Annotated in this window: 18 protein-coding genes; 12 read left to right on the forward strand and 6 right to left on the reverse strand. The window is 68.6% G+C overall.

Going from position 1 to position 20,980, the window contains the following annotated elements; genetic code table 11:
• On the forward strand, nt 1–418 hold a 418-nt coding region (locus tag A5691_RS10145; RefSeq protein WP_197696183.1), incomplete at its 5' end, for an esterase-like activity of phytase family protein.
• On the opposite strand, the gene A5691_RS10150 is transcribed toward A5691_RS10145, so the two are convergent.
• Entirely contained in the window at nt 394–2,775 is a 2,382-nt protein-coding gene (locus A5691_RS10150; protein WP_067782552.1) for an ATP-binding cassette domain-containing protein, read from the reverse strand. The genes A5691_RS10145 and A5691_RS10150 overlap by 25 nt on opposite strands.
• Nucleotides 2,776–2,855: 80 nt before the next feature.
• Nucleotides 2,856–3,329, reverse strand: a complete 474-nt coding sequence (locus tag A5691_RS10155) for a MarR family winged helix-turn-helix transcriptional regulator (protein ID WP_067748486.1) — start codon at nt 3,327–3,329, stop codon at nt 2,856–2,858.
• 193 nt (nt 3,330–3,522) lie between these two features.
• Here A5691_RS10155 and A5691_RS10160 point away from each other — a divergent pair, with 193 nt between their 5' ends.
• From A5691_RS10160 to A5691_RS10175, 4 genes are read left to right on the forward strand one after another with little or no spacing between them, the layout of a single operon-like run.
• Nucleotides 3,523–5,493, forward strand: coding sequence for an ABC transporter ATP-binding protein (locus tag A5691_RS10160; RefSeq protein WP_156675775.1), 1,971 nt, complete (start codon nt 3,523–3,525; stop codon nt 5,491–5,493).
• Nucleotides 5,490–6,341 carry a CbiQ family ECF transporter T component gene (locus A5691_RS10165; protein ID WP_067748490.1) on the forward strand — a complete coding sequence of 284 codons (852 nt, stop codon included), beginning with the start codon at nt 5,490–5,492 and terminating at the stop codon, nt 6,339–6,341. The genes A5691_RS10160 and A5691_RS10165 overlap by 4 nt, the downstream gene beginning before the upstream one ends.
• A gap of 21 nt (nt 6,342–6,362) precedes the next feature.
• A complete protein-coding gene (locus A5691_RS10170; protein ID WP_068019428.1) occupies nt 6,363–6,821 on the forward strand; it encodes an SRPBCC family protein in 459 nt (152 codons plus the stop codon).
• The gene (locus A5691_RS10175; RefSeq protein ID WP_156675772.1) at nt 6,814–8,619 is read left to right on the forward strand and encodes a sulfatase-like hydrolase/transferase; all 1,806 of its coding nucleotides are present in this window, start codon (nt 6,814–6,816) and stop codon (nt 8,617–8,619) included. Before A5691_RS10170 ends, A5691_RS10175 begins: the two co-directional genes overlap by 8 nt.
• 55 nt (nt 8,620–8,674) lie before the next feature.
• Here A5691_RS10175 and A5691_RS10180 read toward each other — a convergent pair whose 3' ends face one another.
• Entirely contained in the window at nt 8,675–9,121 is a 447-nt protein-coding gene (locus A5691_RS10180; protein WP_067748496.1) for an Lrp/AsnC family transcriptional regulator, read from the reverse strand.
• A 122-nt stretch (nt 9,122–9,243) separates the two neighbouring features.
• On the opposite strand from A5691_RS10180, the gene ddaH reads away from it, so the two are divergent.
• From ddaH to A5691_RS10200, 4 genes are read left to right on the forward strand one after another with little or no spacing between them, the layout of a single operon-like run.
• A complete protein-coding gene (gene ddaH, locus A5691_RS10185) occupies nt 9,244–10,101 on the forward strand; it encodes a dimethylargininase (RefSeq protein ID WP_068019433.1) in 858 nt (285 codons plus the stop codon).
• A complete protein-coding gene (rocD, locus tag A5691_RS10190) occupies nt 10,098–11,330 on the forward strand; it encodes an ornithine--oxo-acid transaminase (RefSeq protein ID WP_067887862.1) in 1,233 nt (410 codons plus the stop codon). Before ddaH ends, rocD begins: the two co-directional genes overlap by 4 nt.
• A 59-nt stretch (nt 11,331–11,389) precedes the next feature.
• Complete coding sequence (locus tag A5691_RS10195) at nt 11,390–12,802, forward strand: amino acid permease (protein ID WP_068019450.1); 1,413 nt, start codon at nt 11,390–11,392, stop codon at nt 12,800–12,802.
• Nucleotides 12,799–13,677 (forward strand): universal stress protein, encoded by an 879-nt coding sequence (locus tag A5691_RS10200; RefSeq protein WP_067748502.1) that lies wholly within the window; start codon nt 12,799–12,801, stop codon nt 13,675–13,677. The genes A5691_RS10195 and A5691_RS10200 overlap by 4 nt, the downstream gene beginning before the upstream one ends.
• Here the strand turns inward: A5691_RS10200 and A5691_RS10205 are convergent.
• The 3 genes from A5691_RS10205 to A5691_RS10215 all read right to left on the reverse strand — a co-directional run bounded on the left by A5691_RS10205 (nt 13,674) and on the right by A5691_RS10215 (nt 16,777).
• Nucleotides 13,674–15,011: a sugar ABC transporter substrate-binding protein gene (locus tag A5691_RS10205; protein ID WP_068019436.1), complete on the reverse strand. Its 1,338-nt coding sequence runs from the start codon at nt 15,009–15,011 to the stop codon at nt 13,674–13,676. The two genes, A5691_RS10200 and A5691_RS10205, sit on opposite strands and share 4 nt — an antisense overlap.
• Nucleotides 15,012–15,090: 79 nt before the next feature.
• Entirely contained in the window at nt 15,091–15,906 is an 816-nt protein-coding gene (locus A5691_RS10210; protein ID WP_067748505.1) for a carbohydrate ABC transporter permease, read from the reverse strand.
• Nucleotides 15,893–16,777: a carbohydrate ABC transporter permease gene (locus A5691_RS10215; RefSeq protein WP_067748507.1), complete on the reverse strand. Its 885-nt coding sequence runs from the start codon at nt 16,775–16,777 to the stop codon at nt 15,893–15,895. Before A5691_RS10215 ends, A5691_RS10210 begins: the two co-directional genes overlap by 14 nt.
• Before the next feature lie 59 nt (nt 16,778–16,836).
• On the opposite strand from A5691_RS10215, the gene A5691_RS10220 reads away from it, so the two are divergent.
• From A5691_RS10220 to A5691_RS10230, 3 genes are read left to right on the forward strand one after another with little or no spacing between them, the layout of a single operon-like run.
• The gene (locus A5691_RS10220; RefSeq protein ID WP_067748585.1) at nt 16,837–18,354 is read left to right on the forward strand and encodes a TldD/PmbA family protein; all 1,518 of its coding nucleotides are present in this window, start codon (nt 16,837–16,839) and stop codon (nt 18,352–18,354) included.
• A gap of 49 nt (nt 18,355–18,403) precedes the next feature.
• Nucleotides 18,404–19,777 (forward strand): TldD/PmbA family protein, encoded by a 1,374-nt coding sequence (locus A5691_RS10225; RefSeq protein WP_067887850.1) that lies wholly within the window; start codon nt 18,404–18,406, stop codon nt 19,775–19,777.
• A gap of 40 nt (nt 19,778–19,817) precedes the next feature.
• On the forward strand, nt 19,818–20,684 hold the full coding sequence (locus A5691_RS10230; protein ID WP_068019439.1) for a carboxymuconolactone decarboxylase family protein: 867 nt from the start codon (nt 19,818–19,820) through the stop codon (nt 20,682–20,684).
• The last annotated feature ends 296 nt before the right edge of the window (nt 20,685–20,980 follow it).

Consider the following 20,980-nt stretch of genomic DNA (forward strand, 5'->3'; position numbering starts at 1 on the left):
CGCGCTCTTCAACGGGAGCCTCGTTCAGCTGGTGAGCAAGTGGGGCCTGCAACAGATCTCCTGGTTCGTCCCCGCCCAACTCAACGGCGTCTCCGACCTGGTCGCGCTGTCGGACACGACGTTTCTGGTGATCGAACGGGCCGCCGCCACCCCGCCGACCGTGCGGATCTACCGGGCCGAGATCGGCTCCGCCACCGACGTTTTGGCGCTCCCGTCGCTGCAGGGCGCGGACGTGACCCCGATGAGCAAGACGCTGGCGGTCGACTTGTCCGCCACGCCGGGACTGTCGCCGCTGGACAATGTCGAGGGCATCACGCTGGGACCGAAGCTGCCCGACGGTCGCCAGTCGGTGGTGCTGGTCAGCGATAACAACTTCTCCCCGAGTCAGGTCACTCAGTTTCTGTTGTTCGCGATGTGAGGCTCCCGCGGCCGCAGCCGGTAGAGGGTGAAGCCGGCCGCCGCGACGCCGAGCAGGAAAAGCATCGTGATGTCGAACAGCCACCAGCCGCTGTAGTGGGTCCACGTCTGGCAGTCGGCGGCCAGGGGGTCGACGCGGCGCAGGTTGGCGGTGGACGCCGATGCGGCGAAGCCCCAGCGGGCGGGGACGAACCAGGAGATCTGTTGCAGGCCCCACTTGCTCACCAGCTGAACGAGGCTCCCGTTGAAGAGCGCGGAGGCCAGGATCACCGGAAGCAGCAGCGGCAGGACTTCGCGCAACGACTTGCCCATGGTCGACAACGCCAGCCCGACCGCCGCGGACACGATGGCCGTCACCGCCACGCTCATGTACAGCTCGAGGGTGGCGTTGTGCAGCAGGGCCGCGCCACCCGCCGGTCCGCCCTTGTCGGCGATGACAATGGCGAACACGATGGCCGTCAGGATCGCCGCGGCGAGGCTGAACACCAGGATCTTGGCGGCCAAATAGGCCACGGTCGACAGCCCGAGCGCCTGCTCGCGGCGGAAGATGCGATGCTCGCGCACCACAGTGCGGATCGTCAACGCGGTGCCGATGATCACCGCGGCGAGGTTGAGCGCGGCCAGGATCTCGATCGCTTCGTGCGGGTGGGCGTCGCCGGCACGGGGCCGGGTCAGGCCCGAATCGCCCGGGATCAGCAGCGTCAGACCCGCCAGGGCGAACGACAGGAGCACCAGGAACCCGACGTAGAGGCGGTCGGCGAAGAGCAGCCGGACGTCACGACGGGCCAGCAGCCGGATCTGACGACCCAAGGGGGCTTCGGCGGGCGGCGGCGTCGGTGGCGCGATCTCGGGCGGCGCGGGAGCCGCCGGGGGACGGGCGCGAAATGCGCGGTGGACGCCGTCGGGGTCGGCGCTGACGCGGGCCAGCACTTGCGGCCAGTCGGCGGTGCCCAGCGCGGATTCGACGTGTGCGGGCGGCCCCAGGAACGCCGTCGTACCGGCCGAGGTCAGCGTCAGCACCTCGTCGCACAGGTCGAGGTTCGCCAACGACGTCGGCGACGACACGGCCGCCACCACCACGCAGCCAATGTCGGCCTGGCGCCGCAGCATCGCCATGACGTGACGTTGTTGCTCCGCATCCAGGCCGGCGGTCGGCTCGTCGACGACGAGCAGCGTCGGCCGGGTGAGCAGCTCGACCGCCAGCGCGGCACACCGGCGCACCTCGGGCGAAAGCTTGCCGATCCGGGTGGACCGGTGCTCCGAGAGATCCAGTTCCTCGAGGACTTGGCCGATCACGCGGTCGCGTTGCTCCGGTGAAACGTCCTGCGGCAGGCGCAGTTCGGCGGCGTACGCCAACGCCTTTTCGACGGTGAGCTGGCGGTGCAAGCGGTCCTCGGGCGAGACGATGCCGATGCGGGTGCGCATCGACGCCGGCTCCGCATGCACGTCGTGGCCGTCGACCGTGACGCGCCCGGAGCTGGGTTGCCGGGTGCCGGCGAGCAGCCCGAGAAGGGCGGAGTTGCGGTTGGCCGACGGCCCGACGACGACGGTGAACATGCCCGGACGCGCCGAGAACGAGATGCCCGACAACATGTCGCGCCCGTCTACCGTCAGCCCGAGCTGGTACGCGGTCACCCCGAGGGTGCGGGCCTCGGCTTTGAGCGGCAATCGATAAGTGGCATTTCCAGATTCCGCGGCGCCGACGGCCGCACGCGGGACGCGGAGTTTCGAGGTGATCATCCGCTCGATCAGGCCCGGTGCCTTCGCCTGCGCATCCGCCGCCGGGATCGGCTCGACTGGGGGTGGAATGGGCGGTGTCGGCTGCGGGTGGGCGGGACGTTCGGCCGCCGGCGGTTGCGGGGGCACCACGCGCATGCGCTGGGTCTCGCGCTCGGTCGGGGCCAGCGGGCTCGGCTCGCCCGGATGAGCGGGTGGCGGCGGGAAGGGAGGAGGCGCCGGGGGCTGCCGCGGCGGGTAAGCGGGCGGTCGAGGCGGGGTTTGACGAGGCGGGCCGGCCGGGTGAGCGATCTCGAAAACCAGCCGCGGACCGCGCTGCGGATCACCGACGCTGATCGCCTGGCCGTTGCGAATCGCGACGGTCGAGGCCCGTGCGCCGTCGACGAAGATGCCGTTGTGGCTCAGGTCGATCGCCACCCAGTGGGTGCCCGCGAACCGCAGCACCACCTCGGGGCGGGGCGCCGGGGGCGGCGAGGTCGGAGTTCCGAGGCGCTCGAGGGCGATGTCGCTGCCCGGGCCGTAGCCGACGATCACGTCGCGGCCGGGGGAGAAGTCGAATCGCGCCGACCCGACCCACACGGTCAACGGGGAGGCTCTGAAACCGGAAGCCTCGGGCCGCATGGCCGCCACCTTTCGTCGCACCGGTCAGATCGACCTAGTGTCTACCCGCCGGCCGTCGTCCATCCACGTGGGTCCGCCCGTCACAGCGCGTTGCGGCGCCCCGCCAGCGACGCGTTGTCGAGAAGCCGGCGCAAGACCTCGACCGCGTCGGTCAGCACCTGGCGGTCGCCCGGCTCGAGCAACGCCAGTTGCGGTTCGATCGCGGCGGCACGGTCGGCGCGAACCGCGTTGAGCGTGCGCTTGCCCTGGGGGGTGATGCGGATGCGGACGGCGCGGGCATCCCCCGGGTCGACGGTTCGGGTGACCAGGCCGGCGTCCTCGAGCCGGCGCACCTGGGTCGTCATGGTCGGTTGTGAGCAGTGATCGACCGCCGCGAGGTCGCCGATCCGGGCTTCGCCGTGGGCTTCGATCGAGGCGAGCAGTCTGGCCTGCGCCGCCGGCAGCGGCATTTGGATGCGCTGGGTGGCCAGCCTGTTGAGCCGCGCCACCACGGCGAGCAGATCCGCTCCCAGCTGCTGGGCCTCGATGTTTGCGGTCTCGACAACTCTGTCCATGTGTCCATAGTTCCATAGCTTTGCTAAGCGAGGCGAAGACGCGCGGTCCGAATGGTGTCGGGAGTGTCGAGTGTGACGAACCGAGTTGGGACCACGGCCTGGCAGAATCGGTGAAGTGAAAGTCCGCGACCCCGTCCGTGCGCGCCGTCGGGGCGGACCTTTACATCCGGCCGAATTGGCCCAGGCCTCGGTCATGGGGGCGCTTTGCGCGGTGATCGCGATCATCGCCGGTGTCATCCCGTTCGCCCAAGGATTGGCGCTGCTGGGCACGGTGCCGATGGGGCTGCTGTCCTACCGTTACCGGTTCCGTGTGCTGGTGGCCGCGACGTTTGCTGCCGGAATGATCGCCTTCCTCATCTCCGGAGTGGGCGGCGCCGTGACGGTCGTCAACTGTGCCTACATCGGCGGCCTGACCGGATTCGTCAAGCGCAGGGGCAGGGGCACACCCACGGTGCTCGTCTCCTCCCTGATCGTCGGGGTCGCCGTCGCCGGGGCGACCGTCGGTGCGTTGGCCGTGCTGAACCGGTTGCGGCATCTGATCTTTGAGGTGATGTCGGCGAACGTGGACGGTGTGGTCGCGTTCCTGGACCGGGTGAATCTGCGATGGCTCGGCGCCGACGTCAAGCGGTGCTTCGACTTCGGGCTGCATTACTGGCCGTGGCTGATGCTCGGCTACGTCACCTATGGGGTCATGGTGTCGTCGTGGATCGGTTGGTGGGCGCTTTCCCGCCTGCTGGACCGGATGGGCAACGTGCCGGACGTGCACAAGCTCGACGCGCCGGACGAGCCGCCCGGCGCAGCGATCGGGCCCGTTCCGGTGCGGCTGGATAGGGTGCGGTTCCGCTACCCCAACGCCAGGCAAGATGCCTTGCGGGAGCTCAGCCTCGACCTTCAGGTCGGAGAACATGTCGCCGTCGTCGGCGCCAATGGGTCGGGCAAGACCACGTTGACGCTCATCTTGGCGGGCCGGCACCCGACGTCGGGCACGGTGCACCGCCCGGGCGCGGTGGGGCTCGGCATGTTGGGCGGTACGGCGCTGGTTCTGCAGCACCCGAAGAGCCAGGTCTTGGGAACCCGCGTGGCCGATGATGTGGTGTGGGGGCTGCCCCCGGGAACCGAGGTCGACGTCGACCATCTGCTGCAGGAAGTCGGTCTCGGGGGTTTTGCCGAGCGCGATACCGGCGGCCTGTCCGGCGGCGAACTGCAACGCCTCGCCCTGGCCGCGGCGCTGGCGCGGGAACCGGCGCTACTGATCGCTGACGAGTTCACCAGCATGGTCGACCAGAGGGGCCGAGAGGTCCTGTTGAACGTGCTGGCCGGCCTTCCCAAGCGGCATCGGACCGCCCTGGTGCACATCACGCATTTCGACAACGAGGCCGCGTCGGCGGACCGGACCATCAACCTCAGTGACTCCCCGGATAACACCGGCATGGTCGAGACGGTTCCCGCCCCGCTGCCTGCCACCGCGTTCCGGCGCGGCCCAAGCAAGCCGGTGCTGGAAATCGTTGGCGTCAGCCACGAATACAACAGCGGGACACCGTGGGCGAAGACCGCCCTGCGCGACATCAACTTCGTCGTGGAACAAGGCGACGGGATTTTGATTCACGGTGGCAACGGTTCGGGCAAGTCGACGCTGGCGTGGATCATGGCCGGACTGACCGTTCCCACGGTCGGCGCCTGCCTGCTCGACGGTGAACCGATCCGGGATCACGTCGGCGCGGTGGCGTTGTCGTTTCAGACGTCGAGGCTGCAATTGATGCGCAGCCACGTCGGCCTGGAAGTTGCTTCGGTGGCGGGCTTTTCGCCCCACGACGAAGGCCGGGTGATCGCCGCCCTGGCGGCGGTCGGGCTGGAACCCGCGATGGCCAGGCGGCGCATCGATCAGCTCAGCGGCGGCCAGATGAGACGGGTGGTGCTGGCCGGACTCCTGGCGTGCTCGCCGCGCGTGCTGATCCTCGACGAGCCGCTGGCCGGGCTGGACGTCGGGAGCCAGCGCGGCCTGCTGCGGCTGCTGGCGGATCTTCGCCGTCACCGCGGGCTGACCGTCGTCGTCATCTCGCACGACTTCGTGGGCTTGGAAGCCGTCTGCCCGCGAACCCTGCACGTGCAGAACGGCGCCCTGCAAACGGTGTCGGCCAGCGCGACGGCCGGGGGTGTGTCGTGACCGCACCTTCGTCCCCGACGCGCGGCAAGGAGCGGCGCACCGCGCGCCCGGTGGTGCTGTTGGTTCCGGTGCCCGGCGGGTCCGCGATCCACAGCCTGTGGGCCGGCACCAAACTTCTCGTGGTGTTCGGTGTTGCGGTGTTGCTGACCTTCTACCCGGGCTGGGTGACGATCGGGTCGGTGGCCGCGTTGGTGATGACGGCGATCTGGATCGCCCACATTCCCCGCGGTGCGCTCCCGTCGGTGCCGCGCTGGCTGTGGGTCCTCATCGCGTTGGGCTTCGTGACGGCCGCGCTGGCCGGTGGTAGTCCGGTGGTGTCGATCGCGGGGGTTCACCTGGGGCTCGGCGGGGCGTTGAACTTCCTGCGGATCACCGCGTTGTCCCTCGTCCTGCTCGGTCTGGGGGCGATGGTGTCCTGGACGACCAATGTCGCCGAAATCGCCCCGGCGCTCGCGGTTTTGGGCCGCCCGCTCAAGCTCGTGCGGATCCCGGTGGACGAGTGGGCGGTGGCCCTGGCCCTGGCGCTGCGCGCCTTCCCGTTGCTGATCGAGGAATTTCAGGTGCTCTACGCCGCTCGTCGATTGCGGCCCAACCACATGGCACCGACGCGTAAGGCCCGGGTCAAGCAGACGGCCGGCAACTCGATCGACCTGGTGGCCGCCGCCATCGTGGTGACGTTGCGCCGCGCCGACGAGATGGGTGATGCGATCACCGCTCGGGGCGGCATCGGCCAACTCTCAGCCGCTCCGGCCCGGCCGAAAATGGCCGACTGGTTGACGCTCGCGGTGACCATCGCGGTGGGCGGTGCCGCGGTGGCGATCGAGACGATATTCCACCTGACTCGCTGATCGTTCGCGTAGCGTGAGCGCGTGGCCGACATACGCCGGACTCGCTCGATCGCGGCCCGCATCGGCGACATCTGGGAAATCCTTGCGGACTTCGGGTCGATCAGTTCGTGGGCCGGCAACGTCGACCACTCGTGCATCCTGTTCTCCGGACCCAACGGATCCGCCGTCGGCACCGCCCGGCGCGTCCAGGTCAAGCGTGACGCGCTCGTCGAGCGCATCACCGAGTTCGACCCGCCCCGCGCCCTCGGCTACGACATCGAAGGCCTGCCCGCCCGAATCCGCAGGGTGTCCAACCGCTGGACGCTCGAATCGACCGCCGGCGACTCGGCCACCACCCTGGTCGCCCTCACCAGCACGGTCGAAATCGGGCCGCACGCAATGCAAAAGCTGGCCGAGCGCGCCCTGTGCCGCTTTCTGGCGCGACAGTCCGAACTGATGCTCGCCGGCCTCGCCGACCGATTGGAGCATGCCCGTGTCTGACCGCCCCGATGTCATCGTCATCATGACCGACGAGGAACGCGCGGTACCGCCCTACGAGGCCCCCGACGTGCTCGCGTGGCGCGATCGAACGCTGACCGGCCGCAAGTGGTTTGACGATCACGGTGTCAGTTTCACGCGGCACTACACCGGCTCACTGGCCTGCGTGCCGAGCCGACCGACCATCTTCACCGGGCAGTACCCCGACCTGCACGGCGTGACCCAGACCGACGGCATCGGAAAGACCGCCGACGACTCACGGATGCGCTGGCTGCGTGCAGGCGAGGTTCCCACGCTCGGAAATTGGTTCCGGGCGGCCGGTTACGACACCCACTACGACGGCAAGTGGCACATTTCGCACGCCGATCTCCTCGAGCCCCGGACCGGTCGGCCGTTGGCGACCAATGACGACAACGGGGTCGTCGACGCCGCCGCCGTGCGGCGCTATCTGGAGGCAGACCCGTTGGGCCCCTATGGTTTCTCCGGCTGGGTCGGGCCCGAGCCGCACGGGGCGGCGCTGGCCAACGCCGGTGTGCGGCGTGACCCGCTGATCGCGGGCCGGGTGGTCGCCTGGCTGGCCGACCGCTACGCCCGCCGCCGCGCCGGCGACCCCGCCGCCTTGCGGCCGTTCCTCCTGGTGGCGAGCTTCGTCAATCCCCACGACATCGTGCTCTTCCCGACGTGGTCGCGGCGGAGCCCGGTCAAGCCGTCGCCGCTCGACCCTCCCGCGGTGCCCGCCGCACCGACCGCGGACGAAGACCTGTCCACGAAGCCCGCCGCGCAGATCGCCTTTCGCGAGGCGTACTACTCCGGCTACGGCCCCGCGGCCGCGATTGACCGAACCTACACGCGCAACGCGCAGCGCTACCGCGACCTGTACTACCGGCTGCACGCCGAGGTGGACGGACCGATCGATCGCGTCCGGCGGGCCGTCACCGAAAGCGGTTGGGGCGAGGCCATATTGGTACGCACCGCCGATCACGGCGACCTGCTCGGGGCCCACGGCGGTCTGCACCAGAAGTGGTTCAACCTGTACGACGAGGCCACCCGCGTCCCCTTCGTCATCGCGCGCGTCGGCGAGCGCTGCACGCGACCACGGCAAGTCACGGCGCCGACTTCGCACGTCGACCTGGTTCCCACTCTGCTGGCGGCCGCAGGCGTCGATGTCGCGGCGGTCTCGGCAACGCTGGCCGAGTCGTTCTCCGAAGTGCACCCGCTACCCGGACGGAACCTGATGCCCGTCGTGGACGGTGCGCCGGCCGACGAGACCCGCGCCGTCTACCTGATGACCCGCGACAACATGCTCGAAGGGGACAGCGGTGCTTCGGGATTGGCGCGCCGCTTGCAGCAGACGGTCAATCCGCCTGCGCCGCTGCGCATCCGGATCCCGGCCCACACCGCCTCCAACTTCGAGGGGTTGGTTGTCCGCGTCGACGAGGCGACCGCCGCCGGTGCCGCAGGCCACCTGTGGAAGCTGGTGCGCACCTTCGACGATCCGAGCACCTGGACCGAACCGGGGGTGCGGCACCTGGCGGCCAATGGGCTTGGGGGAGAGGCGTACCGGACGTCTCCCCTCGACGATCAGTGGGAGTTGTACGACCTGACCTCGGACCCGGTCGAGGCGGTCAACCGCTGGGCCGACCCTGACCTGCACAGCCTGCGTCAGCACCTGCGGACGCAGCTCAAACACGCGCGGGCCGAATCGGTGCCCGAGCGAAACCGGCCGTGGCCGTATGCGTCTCGCCGGCCGCCTAGATCACGTCCGTCACGGCTCAAGCGCCTCTTCCGCCGGCGGACGTAACGCCAGGGCGGAAACTCGGCCCGAATTGCGCCATGGCGTTACGCGCGCCGCGCCGCTAGGTGCGCATCCTGTCGATGAGATTCGACAACACCACGATGCTCTCGCTTCTCTCGATGTCCGCGCTCGACCGGATGCGCTCGAGGGCGGCTTCCAGGTGCCGCATGTCGCGCGCCAGCACGTGCAGGATCGCATCCGACGTGCCGGTCACCGTCGCCGCGCTGGCCACCTCGGGGATGTCGACCCAGGCGGCGCGCAGCCGGTCGGGCGCGATCGTGCCGTGGCAGAAGACCTGCACGTAGGCCTCGGTGTTCCAGCCGAGTGCGTTGCGGTCGACGACCGTGGTGAAGCCCTTGATGACGCCGGTGTCCAGCATCCGGTCGACCCGGCGCTTGACCGCGGGCGCAGACAGATTCACCTTCTCGCCGATTTCGGCGAACGTGGCCCGCGCATGCTCGGTCAGTTCGGTCAGGATGCGGGAGTCGGTCTCGTCGAGGCGCTCCATCGCCCTCCGTTTCGGTCGTGCGCAACAAATCGATGCCAGCAGCAGTCTAACGCAATAAACCGCGCATAGACACGCAACAGCTAGCGTTTGATTGTGTACCGAGGCGCCAATACCGTTGATTTATGACGGAACAGTACGTCGCGGCGCCCGCGCCCTCCCCGGCGCGACCGGGGCACATTCGAACGCCAACCGCCCGCCGCTACGCGATGACGCCGCCGACGTTCTTCGCGGTCGAGTACGCGATCAACCCGTGGATGGACACCTCGACGCCGGTCGACGTCGGGCTCGCGCACGCGCAATGGGAGGCGTTGCGCGCGACCTACCGCCGGCTGGGCCACCGGGTGGACGTGATCGAGCCCGCGGCCGGACTGCCGGACATGGTGTACGCCGCCAACGGCGGATTCATCGCCGGCGACGTCGCGATCGTCGCGAAGTTTCGATTCGCGCAGCGCGCCGGTGAATCGCGCGCCTACGCCGACTGGATGTCATCCATCGGGTACCGGCCGGTGTCCACCCGTCATGTCAACGAGGGGCAGGGCGACCTGCTGATGGTCGGGCAAACGGTATTGGCGGGCTACGGCTTTCGCACCGACCGGCGCGCGCACCCGGAAATCTCCGCGGCGCTTCGCCTGCCCGTCGTTTCACTCGAATTGGTGGATCCGCGTTTCTACCATCTCGACACCGCGCTGGCCGTGCTCGACGACCACACGATCGCGTTCTACCCGCCGGCGTTCAGCGCCGCCGCGCAGGATCAACTGCAGGCGTTGTTCCCCGACGCGATCGTGGTGGGAAGCGCCGACGCGTTCGTGCTCGGCCTCAACGTCGTGTCTGACGGACGGCGCGTCGTCTTGCCCGCGGCGGCAACCGGATTCGCCGCGCAACTACGTGCCGCGGGCTTCGAGCCCGTCGGCGTCGACCTCTCTGAGCTCCTCAAGGGAGGCGGTTCGGTCAAGTGCTGCACATTGGAGGTCTTTCCATGACGATCCTCGCCCCGACTCCGACCGAAACCGATGCCGCCATCGAGCTGGTCGAACGCCATGCGGCGCACAACTATTCGCCGCTGCCGGTGGTGGCCGCCAGCGCGGAGGGCGCATGGATCACCGACGTGGAGGGTCGGCGTTACCTGGACTGTCTGGCCGCCTACTCGGCGGTGAACTTCGGCCATCGCAACCCGGAGATCACGGCAGCGGCCCACGCCCAGCTCGACACCGTCACGCTGGTGAGCCGCGCTTTCCATTCCGACACCCTTGGCCCGTTCTGCGCCGCTTTGGCCCGGCTGTGCGGCAAGGACCTGGTGCTGCCGATGAACTCGGGCGCCGAAGCCGTGGAGAGCGGTCTCAAGATCGCCCGCAAGTGGGGCGCCGACGTCAAGGGCGTCCCCGACGGTCGCGCAAACATCATCGTGGCCGACAACAACTTTCACGGTCGCACGATCAGCATCGTCAGCTTCTCCTCGGATCCCACGGCGCGGGACGGTTTCGGGCCGTTCACGCCGGGGTTCCGCTCGGTGCCCTTCGGCGACGCAGACGCGCTGGCGTGTGCGATCGACGACGACACGGTCGCCGTGCTGCTGGAACCGATTCAGGGCGAGGCGGGCATCGTCGTTCCGCCCGACGACTACCTGCCCGCCGTTCGCGCCGTGTGCAGCGAGCGCAACGTGTTGATGATCGCCGACGAGATCCAGTCCGGCCTGGCGCGTACAGGCCACACATTCGCCTGCGACCACTGGGGCGTGGTGCCGGACGTCTACCTGCTCGGTAAGGCGCTGGGCGGCGGCGTGGTCCCCCTGTCGGCGGTGGTCGCCGACCGCGAGATCCTGGGCGTGCTGCATCCCGGTGAACACGGCTCCACCTTCGGCGGTAACCCGTTGGCCGCCGCCATCGGCACCACCGTGGTGTCCATCCTGCGGCGCGGAGAATTCCAGGCCCGTTCGGCGGTTTTGGGGGCACACCTGCACGCGCGTCTGCGCGCACTGCTGGGTCACGGCGTGCTGGAGGTGCGCGGGCTGGGGTTGTGGGCCGGGGTCGACGTCGACCCGCGGCTCGGGACGGGCAAGCAGATCAGCCTTCGACTGGCCGACCGGGGCGTGTTGGTGAAGGACACGCACGGCTCGACGTTGCGGTTCGCGCCACCTTTGGTGATCGGCGAGCAGGAGATCGACTGGGCGATCGAGCAGTTCGCTTCTGTGCTGCGGGAGGCTGGCCCATAATCAGCTGATCGAGCAAGGAGGGGTAATTGCAACCCACGTCGATCAGCCTGAAGGAGCAGATGCTGCGGCGCCGACCGGTTGTCGGCACGCCCGTCGCGTACGGGGCCGCGGACCACCTCAAGCGGAGCATCGGCACTTTCCAGCTGACCATGTTCGGGGTCGGCTCGACGGTCGGGACGGGCATCTTCTTCGTCATGTCCCAGGCCGTGCCCGAAGCCGGCCCCGCAGTGATCCTCTCCTTCCTCATCGCCGGGGTCGCGGCCGGACTCGCGGCGATCTGCTACGCCGAATTGGCTTCGGCCGTGCCGGTTTCCGGGTCGTCGTACTCGTACGCGTACACCACCCTGGGCGAGGTGGTGGCGATGGGGGTGGCGGCCTGTCTGCTGCTCGAATACGGAGTCTCGACCGCCGCCGTCGCGGTCAACTGGAGCGGCTACCTCAACAAGCTGCTCGGCAACGTCTTCGGCTTCCAGTTGCCGCACGCGCTGTCGGCCGCGCCGTGGGATGCCAGGCCGGGCTACGTGAACGTGCCCGCGATCATCTTGATCGCGATGTGCGCGTTGCTGCTCATCCGAGGCGCCAGCGAATCGGCCAGGGTCAACACGATCATGGTGCTCGTCAAGCTGGGCGTGCTGATCATCTTCGTGATCGTGGCGTTCACGGCGTTCGACGCGCACCATTTCCACGACTTCGCGCCCTTCGGCGTTGCGGGAATCGGCTCGGCCGCCGGCACCATCTTTTTCTCCTATATCGGGCTTGACGCCGTGTCCACCGCGGGTGACGAGGTGAAGGACCCGCAAAAGACCATGCCGCGCGCGCTGATTGGGGCTCTGGTGACCGTGACGAGCGTGTACGTGTTGGTCGCGGTGGCCGCGCTGGGGACCCAGCGCTGGCAGGACTTCGCCGGGCAGCAGGAGGCCGGGCTGGCCACCATCCTCGACAACGTCACGGGCGGCAGCTGGGCCGGCACCATCCTGGCTGCGGGCGCGGTGATTTCGATCTTCTCCGTCACCCTGGTCACCATGTACGGGCAGACGCGGATCCTGTTCGCGATGGGCCGCGACGGCCTGCTGCCCACCCGATTCGCGCGGGTGAACACGCGCACGATGACGCCGGTGGGCAACACGGTGATCGTCGGCGTCGCGGCCTCCGCCCTGGCCGCCTTCATACCGCTGGACAAGCTCGCGGACATGGTGTCCATCGGGACGCTCACCGCGTTCGTCGTCGTCTCCGCCGGAGTGATCATCTTGCGCGTGCGCGAGCCCGACCTGCCGCGCGGCTTCAAGGTGCCCGGTTATCCTGTCACGCCCGTCCTTTCGGTGTTGGCGTGCGGATACATCCTCGCGAGCCTGCATTGGTACACCTGGATTGCCTTCGGTGGCTGGATCGCGCTCGCGTTAGTCTTCTACTTCGTGTGGGGCCGCCATCACAGCGCGCTCAACGCCGAAACGCTCGAGCGGGACGCGCTGTGACCGTCGTCGTGGGCTACCGGGCCGGCAAGGTCGGGCTCTCCGGGCTGCATCTGGGCGTGCGCATCGCGCGGACCCGCGGCACCTCGCTCACCGTGGCGACCATCGTGCCCAAGCCGTGGCTGACACCCTCGCGCGCCCGCGTCGACGCCGAGTACGAACTATGGGCCGACACCATGGCCGCGGAGTCGGCGAAGGAGGCCGCCCGGTTCATGGAAACGGTGGGCGACGGGATAGACGTCACGTACCTGCACCGCGCGCACGGATCGGTATCCGGGGGACTCCTCGAAATAGTCCACGAGGTGGACGCCGACGTGCTCGTGCTGGGGTCGTTGCCCAGCGGCGGGCGTGGGCAAGTGCTGATCGGCTCGACCGCCGACTGGCTGCTGCACGCCTCGCCCGTGCCGGTGGCGATCAGCCCGCGCAATTACCGATCGCACCAAGGCACGTTGACCCGGCTCAGCTGTGCCTATTCGGCCACCCCCGACTCGGTCGACGTGGTGAAGCGCTGCTATGACTTCGGACAGCGATTCGGCGTGCCGGTGCGAGTGATCACCTTCGCCGTTCGCGGCAAGACGATGTATCCCCCGGAGGTCGGGCTCGAGGTCGAGGATCAGGTGCTGGCGGCCTGGGCCGCCCAGGTGCGCGACATCCTCGAGGAACTCAAGACCGACCAGATCGTGAGCGAAGACGTTGCGCTGCAGGTGGTTACCGGACGCAGCTGGAAAGAGGCACTGGCGAAGGCGGATTGGCAGGAGGGCGAGATACTCGCGCTGGGCACCCGGCCGCGCGGTGACATCCGGCGGGTCTTCCTCGGTTCGCGCAGCGCCAAGATCATCCGGGAGAGCCCGGTGCCGGTGCTGGTGCTGCCCGGCTAGCGCTGCGCCGCGGCGTTGGCGGCCGCTTGGGCCTTGCCCAGGGTGGTCGCGACATCGCCCCGGCCCAGGAACATTTCATCGAAGTACGGCCGCAGGGCGTCGTTGCCGGCCGCGAAGCCCGCACCGCCGGGTGCCGCGATGCGCGGCCCGTTGAGCACGGCGAAGAAGGGCGTGACGTCGACGCCCCGGGCGGCCCAGTAGTCGAAGTAAACCGGTTGGGCCGACAGGACCGCCGGGATGGCCGCGCCCTCGCGCCCGAGGAACTCGTTGCCCTCCTTGCTGCCCATCCAGGTCAGGACCTGACGCACCGCTTCGGGATGCTTCGTCGCGGCATTGCCCGCCGCCGCAATGCCATTGGTGACGCTCACCCGGCCCACCGGGCCGGCCGGCATCATCGTCACGCCCCAGCGGAAGCGGGCATCGCGGGCCACCGGCGCCAGGTTGTAGGTGCCGGATTGGAAGAGCGCCATCCTGCCGGCCAGGAACTGGTTGCGGGAGAAGTCCCCGTTGTCGTTGGTGTCCGAGGCGGGCGGCGCGACGTGGTCGTCGTTGATCAGGCCAACCAGGTAACTGAAGGCCCGCACCGCACCCGGATTGTCGAACGCGAACTGGTCGCCGCGCTGGAAAATCCCGCCGGCCGAACCGATGTAGTTGAGGTAGATGCCCTGCGGGTCGTTGGCGGCGTTGTAGCCCCACTGCCGAACCCGTCGGGCGTCGAAACCGGCTGTGTTTCCGGCGTGTCCGTCCGCGTCCACCGTGAGCCGGGCCAGCATGGGCCGCAACGTGTCACCGCCGTCAGCGCTCCACCGCAAACCGCTCAGCTGGGCCGGTTCGACACCGGCCGCGGCGAGCAGGTCCGCGTTGTAGTACAGCGCGATCCCCGCATCGGTCAGCTGCGGCACACCCCACAGCACGCCGCCGCGGGTGAATTGGTCGACGACCGCCGAATCCCACGCCGAGGCGGACCCTGGCTTGAGGGCGGCGCCGATGTTCATCAGCCGGCCGCTGTCGGCGTAGGCGGCCAGGTAAGCGTTGGAGAGCCAGAAGATGTCGTCGGCGCTACCGCCGGCGACATCGGTGCGCAGCGTGTCGAAGTACGTCGAATACGACACCACGCTGGTGTGCACCACGATGTCGGGATGCGCGCGGTTGAACGCCGCGAAGGACTGCCGGTAGGCCGCGGCGATCTGGTCGGCCCAGACCCGCACCGTCACGACGACCTTGCCGCCCGGGGGCTGACCGGAGTAGTCGAGCAACACCGCGGTCGCGCCCAACAGAACAGCCACCAGGGCGAGCGCCCCGGCCATCAGCGTCGACACGCGAGGCCGGCTCATGATGTGCGCCCAGATTGCCGTGGTGGTCGTAAGGCGCCGAAAATCACAGCCCTGACCGCAATCTCGATGCGCGGCCTGGTCATTTGAGCCCCGAGACGACGATCGAAGCGACGATGTGACGCTGGAAGACCACGAACAGCGCGATCAACGGGACGATGGCGACCGTCGTCGCCGCCATCACCAACGTCCACTGGGCGTTGAACCGCGATTGCAAGTCGGCCGTCGCCACCGTGAGCACCCGCCACTTGTGCCCGCTGGTGATCACCAACGGCCACATGAAGTTATTCCACTGCGAAACCACCGTGATCAACGTCAGAGCAGCCAGGACCGGCCGGCTGGACGGGATGACCACGTGCACGATGACGTCCAACGTGTTGGCGCCGTCCAGGTGGGCGGCGTTGACCAAGTCGTTCGGGATGATGCGAAAGTGCTCGCGTAGCAGGAAGATCGCGTACGGCGAGCCGAACATGAAGGGCAGCACCAACGCCCAGAACGTGTTCCGCAGGCCGAGTTGGGCCATCATCAGATACAGCGGCACCACCGTCACCGTCCCCGGCACCATCAACGTCGCGATGTACACCCAGAACAGCGCGTCGCGCCCGGGAAAGTCCAACCGCGCGAACGCGTATCCCGCCAGCACCGAAAAGGTCATCTGGCCCAGCAGGATCACGGCGGTCATCAACGCGGTCACGGCGGCCGCCCGGCCGAATCCGGCTCCGCCCAGGTCGGCGTAGTTGGCGAGCGTGAACGGCCGCGGCAGCTGCAGGGGCGTGCCCGTGGCGAACTGGTGCGCCGAGGTGAACGAGGTGAGCAGGCCAAGAGCGAACGGCGCCAAGGTGATCAGCGCACCGAGGATGAGCCCGGCGTAGATGACGAGCCGCCTAGGTGAGGTCATAGCTGATCCGCCGCCGGAAATACAGGTGTTGCACCATGGTGACGCCGATCAGGATGACGAACAACACCACCGCCATCACCGACGCGCGCCCGATGGCCGCGGAGCCGAACGCCTCGGCGTAGATGCGGTGGGCCACCAGGTCGGTGCTGCCGCCGGGCCCGCCGCCGGTCAGCGCGTAGACCATGTCGAAAACCTGTGCGGTGCTGACGATCCCCGTTACGAGGACGAAGAACGTGGTCGGCCGCAGCATGGGCAGGGTGATGCGCCAGAACCGTTGCCAGGCGGTCGCGCCGTCGGTGCGCGCGGCCGCGTGGATGTCGTCGGGGATGGCCAGCAAGCCCGCCAGGAACGACAGCGAGACGTATCCGACGTTCGTCCATACGACGACGGCCGAGACGAGCGGCAGCGCGAAGCTGGGGTCCGACAGCCACTCGATGCTGTGGCCCAGCAGGGTGCTGACGGCGCCGTCGGTGGGAGCAAGAATCCAGCGCCACAGCACCGCGATCGCCAGCGGGGCGCAGATCCAGGGCAACACGTAGAGGGTGCGGAACAGGCCGGTGCCGGGAAGCTGGCGGGCCAACATCGACGCGGCCAGCAGACCCAGCACCGTCTGCGCCGGAACCACGATCGCCACGAAGAGGGCGGTGACGATCAGCGAGTTGGCGAAGGTGCGATCGGTCAGCACCGACCGCCAGTTCGACAGGCCTACATAGTGCAGCGGCCCGAGCAGGTCCCATCGGTACAGGCTCAACCAGATCACCACGAGGATGGGCAGCAGCAAGAAGGCGAGCACACCGAACAGGCTGGGCGCCAGCAGGGCATAGCCCAGCGCGGTGGAGCGAGGCTGTGTCCTCCGGACGCCGCTGGCCATGGAGGTAATTAAAGCGGGCGGCGCCCGGGTTTGGGGTGAACGGCCGTTACGGTGGAACGGTGACACCGAACCGGGGGATCGATGCCGACTTCCTCAACCTGCCCCGCCATGAGCTGGCCGATGCCGCGCTGTCATCGGCCACCGCGGCCGGTGCCAGCTACGCCGACCTGCGGGTTCACCGCATCGTGTCCGAGATCATCCAGCTGCGCGATGGTGAGCTGGAGACGGCGGTCGTCAACCGCGAGCTCGGGTTGGCCGTGCGGGTGATCGTCGACGGCACGTGGGGATTCGCCTCGCACGCGGAGCTGGCGCCGTCGGTCGCGGCCGAGACCGCGCGGCACGCCGTGCAGGTGGCCACCACCCTGGCGACGCTGAACCGCGAGCGCGTCGAGCTGGCGCCTGAACCGGTGTACGCCGACGCCACCTGGGTCTCGAATTACCGGACCGACCCGTTCAGCATCCCGGTGGCCGACAAGATCGACGTGTTGGAGGACTACTCCGGTCGGCTGCTCAGTGCCGATGGTGTCGACCACGTGTCGGCCATCCTCACGGCCGTCAAGGAACAGTCGTTTTACGCCGACACGTTCGGGTCGTCGATCACCCAGCAGCGGGTGCGGGTGCAGCCCTCGCTGGAGGCGGTGACCGTCGACGCGGCGGCCGGCAGCTTCGACTCGATGCGCACGCTGGCGCCGCCGACCGGGCGCGGCTGGGAAGTGCTGGCCGGCGACGAGGTGTGGAACTGGACGGACGAGCTGGCGCAATTGCCGTCGCTGCTCGCCGAGAAGGTCAAGGCGCCCAGCGTGATCGCGGGGCGCACGGACCTGGTGATCGACCCGTCCAACCTATGGCTGACGATCCACGAATCCATCGGGCACGCAACCGAATACGACCGGGCCATCGGCTACGAGGCCGCCTACGCCGGAACGTCGTTCGCCACGCCCGACAAACTCGGCACCATGCGGTACGGCTCACCGGTGATGAACGTGACCGCCGACCGCACCGTCGACCACGGCCTGGCGACCATCGGTTACGACGACGAAGGCGTGGCGGCGCAGAGCTGGGATCTGGTGCGTGACGGCATCTTTGTCGGCTATCAGCTCGATCGGGTGTTCGCTCCGAGACTTGGACAACCGCGGTCCAACGGCTGCTCGTATGCCGATTCGCCGCATCATGTGCCGATCCAACGGATGGCCAACGTGTCGCTGCAGCCGGCGCGCGAGGACGTCAGCACCGCCGACCTCATCAGCCGTGTGCAGGACGGCATCTACATCATCGGCGACAAGTCGTGGTCAATCGACATGCAGCGCTACAACTTTCAGTTCACCGGCCAGCGGTTCTTCCGCATCCGCGACGGCCGCCTGGACGGCCAGCTGCGCGACGTGGCCTATCAGGCCACCACCACCGATTTCTGGAACTCGATGGAAGCCGTGGGCGGCCCGTCGACGTGGCGGCTCGGCGGCGCATTCAACTGTGGGAAGGCCCAGCCCGGTCAGGTCGCCCCGGTCAGCCACGGCTGTCCGTCGGCGCTGTTCCGCGGCGTCAACGTGCTCAACACCCGGACCGAGGGCGGCCGATGATCCGCGCCGGCGACGATGCAGAACGAAGCGATGCTGAGGAGCGGCGCCGATGATCAGCGCGCAGCATGTCGTCAACCTCGTCCTCGAGGAGGCCGCCAAGCTCGGCGGCGCGAGCGAGACCATGGTGCTCGTCACCGACAAGGTGGAGGCCACGTTGCGATGGGCCGGCAACTCGATGACCACCAACGGGGTTGCGGTCAACCGCAGCATCACGGTGATCTCGATTGTCCGCCAAGGATCCGGCGCGCGCATCGGCACGATGGTGTCGGCCGAGGTCGATCCCCGGGTGATCCCCGAGCTGGTGGCGGCGTCGCAGGAGGCGGCCCGCTCGGCGCCCGAAGCCGGCGATGCCGCGCCGCTGCTGGCCGACACCGGGGTGCCCGCCGATTGGAACGCGCCGGTGCCCGGCACCGGGCCCCTGGTGTTCGCCGATGTCGCCGACTCGTTGAGTCGCGGATTCGAAGGCGCCGACCGGCTGTACGGCTTTGCGCACCACAGCGTTTCGACGACGTTCCTCGCGTCGTCGACGGGGGTGCGCCGACGCTACACCCAGCCCGCCGGGGCGGTGGAGATCAACGGCAAACGCGGCGAGGCAAGCGCCTGGGCGGGTATCGGCACGCCCGACTTCGTCGACGTGCCAATGGATTCGCTCCTCGAGGAGCTGTCGATGCGCCTCGGTTGGGCCGAGCGCACCGTGGAGCTGCCCGCGGGCCGGTACGAGACGATCATGCCGCCGTCCACGGTCGCCGACATGATGCTTTACCTGGCGTGGTCGATGGCAGGCCGCGGTGCGCGAGAGGGCCGCACCGCCTTTTCGGCGCCCGGCGGCGGGACGCGGGTGGGGGAGCGGCTCACCGAGTTACCGCTGACGCTGTTCTCCGATCCGATGGCGCCGGGTCTGGCGTGCACACCGTTCGTCGCGGTGAGCAGCTCGTCGGAGACGATGTCGGTGTTCGACAACGGCATGGAGATCGGCCAGGTGGATTGGATCCGCGACGGCGTGGTCAACGCGCTGGCCTACCCGCGCGCGACGGCCGCCAAATTCGACGCCGAGGTCGCGGTCGCCGCCGACAATCTGGTGATGACGGGCGGGTCGGCCGAGTTGGCCGACATGATCGCGGCCACGGAACGCGGACTGCTGCTGACCACGCTGTGGTACATCCGCGAGGTCGACCCCACCACGCTGTTGCTCACCGGGCTGACCCGTGACGGTGTCTACCTGATCGAGGACGGCGAGGTGACCGCCGCGGTCAACAACTTCCGCTTCAACGAGAGTCCCCTGGACCTGCTGCGGCGGGCCACCGAGGCCGGGACGAGTGAGAAGACCCTGCCCCGGGAGTGGGCGGACTGGGCCACCCGGGCGGCCATGCCGTCGCTGCGGATCCCGGACTTCCATATGTCGTCGGTGAGCCAGGCCCAGTAGGCGATTGCCGCTCGGCCGGCGGCGTTCTAGCGTGTGACGAATGGCGGCTCCGGTTTCGGTCCAAACAGATCATTTGGCGCGGTTGGTGGCCCTGTTTCCGGGCGCCCCGGCGGAGGCGCGCATCGCGGCGCTGATTCGGCGAGTCTGTGCCCAGACGTTGTCACTGCCGCCGCTGCCGGCGCCCGTCGAGGCGGGCGGGCCGGAATCGGACACCGAGGTCGTCGTGGCCGAGTTCGCCGAGCAGTTCAGCGCCGACGTGTCCGCGATCACCGGCGAGCAGCGGTCCCGGCTGGTGAAGCAGTTGGGCGACGGCGCCTTTGGCGTCGTGGTCTCGATGTATATCGCCGACTTCGTCCCGCGGGTGCGGGCGGGGCTGGAGGCTCTCGGCGTCGGCTCGGAGTACTTGGGCTGGGTGAACGGCAGCGCCGCGTGGGATCACACCACGAATCCGGCGAATCTGGTGTTCAACGATTTCTTGCCCGCGGTGGCCCGGATGCGCGCGCTCGACCCGGTCACCTCCGAGATGGTCCGGCTGCGCGGGGCGGCTCAGCACAACTGCCGGTTGTGCAAGTCGCTGCGTGAGGGCACGGCGCTGGACGCCGGCGGTTCGGAGACGCTCTACGACGAGATCGGTCGCTTCGAAGCCTCGCGGTTGCTCGACGACCGCGTCAAAGCAGCGCTGCGCTACACCGATGCGTTAATTTGGACCCCTGCGCACCTCGCCGTCGACGATGCCGCCGAGGTGCGCTCCCGGTTCTCGGATGCCGAGGCCGTCGAGCTCACCTTTGACATCATGCGGAATGCAAGCAATAAGGTCGCCGTCGCTTTGGGCGCCGATGCGCCCCGCGTCGAGCAGGGTACCGAGCGTTATCTGCTCGGGACCGACGGGCAGACCGTATTCAGCTGACTCGCGCCTGGGCTGCCACGGTCGACCGCCGCCCAGCCGCCAGGTGCGTAATCGCAGCTCAAAAAGCTTTTGGCTTGCGCATGCCGCCTCGGCTGGCGTGGATCGGACGACGGACGCAGGCCCGGTGCGAAGTAGCGAATGTTAACCATCCGTACACGGCCGCGCAAACAAAAGTTCTCCACTCGGGCCGCTGCTACTGGCTAAATTTATGTCCCGACACCAAAACTCATATGTGAACTCATATGTGCTGGTGATCTCAGATGGCAGCGCCGCCTGAGTTGATGACTATCGACCGC

Source organism: Mycobacterium sp. E183 (assembly GCF_001667735.1).
Lineage (GTDB): Bacteria > Actinomycetota > Actinomycetes > Mycobacteriales > Mycobacteriaceae > Mycobacterium.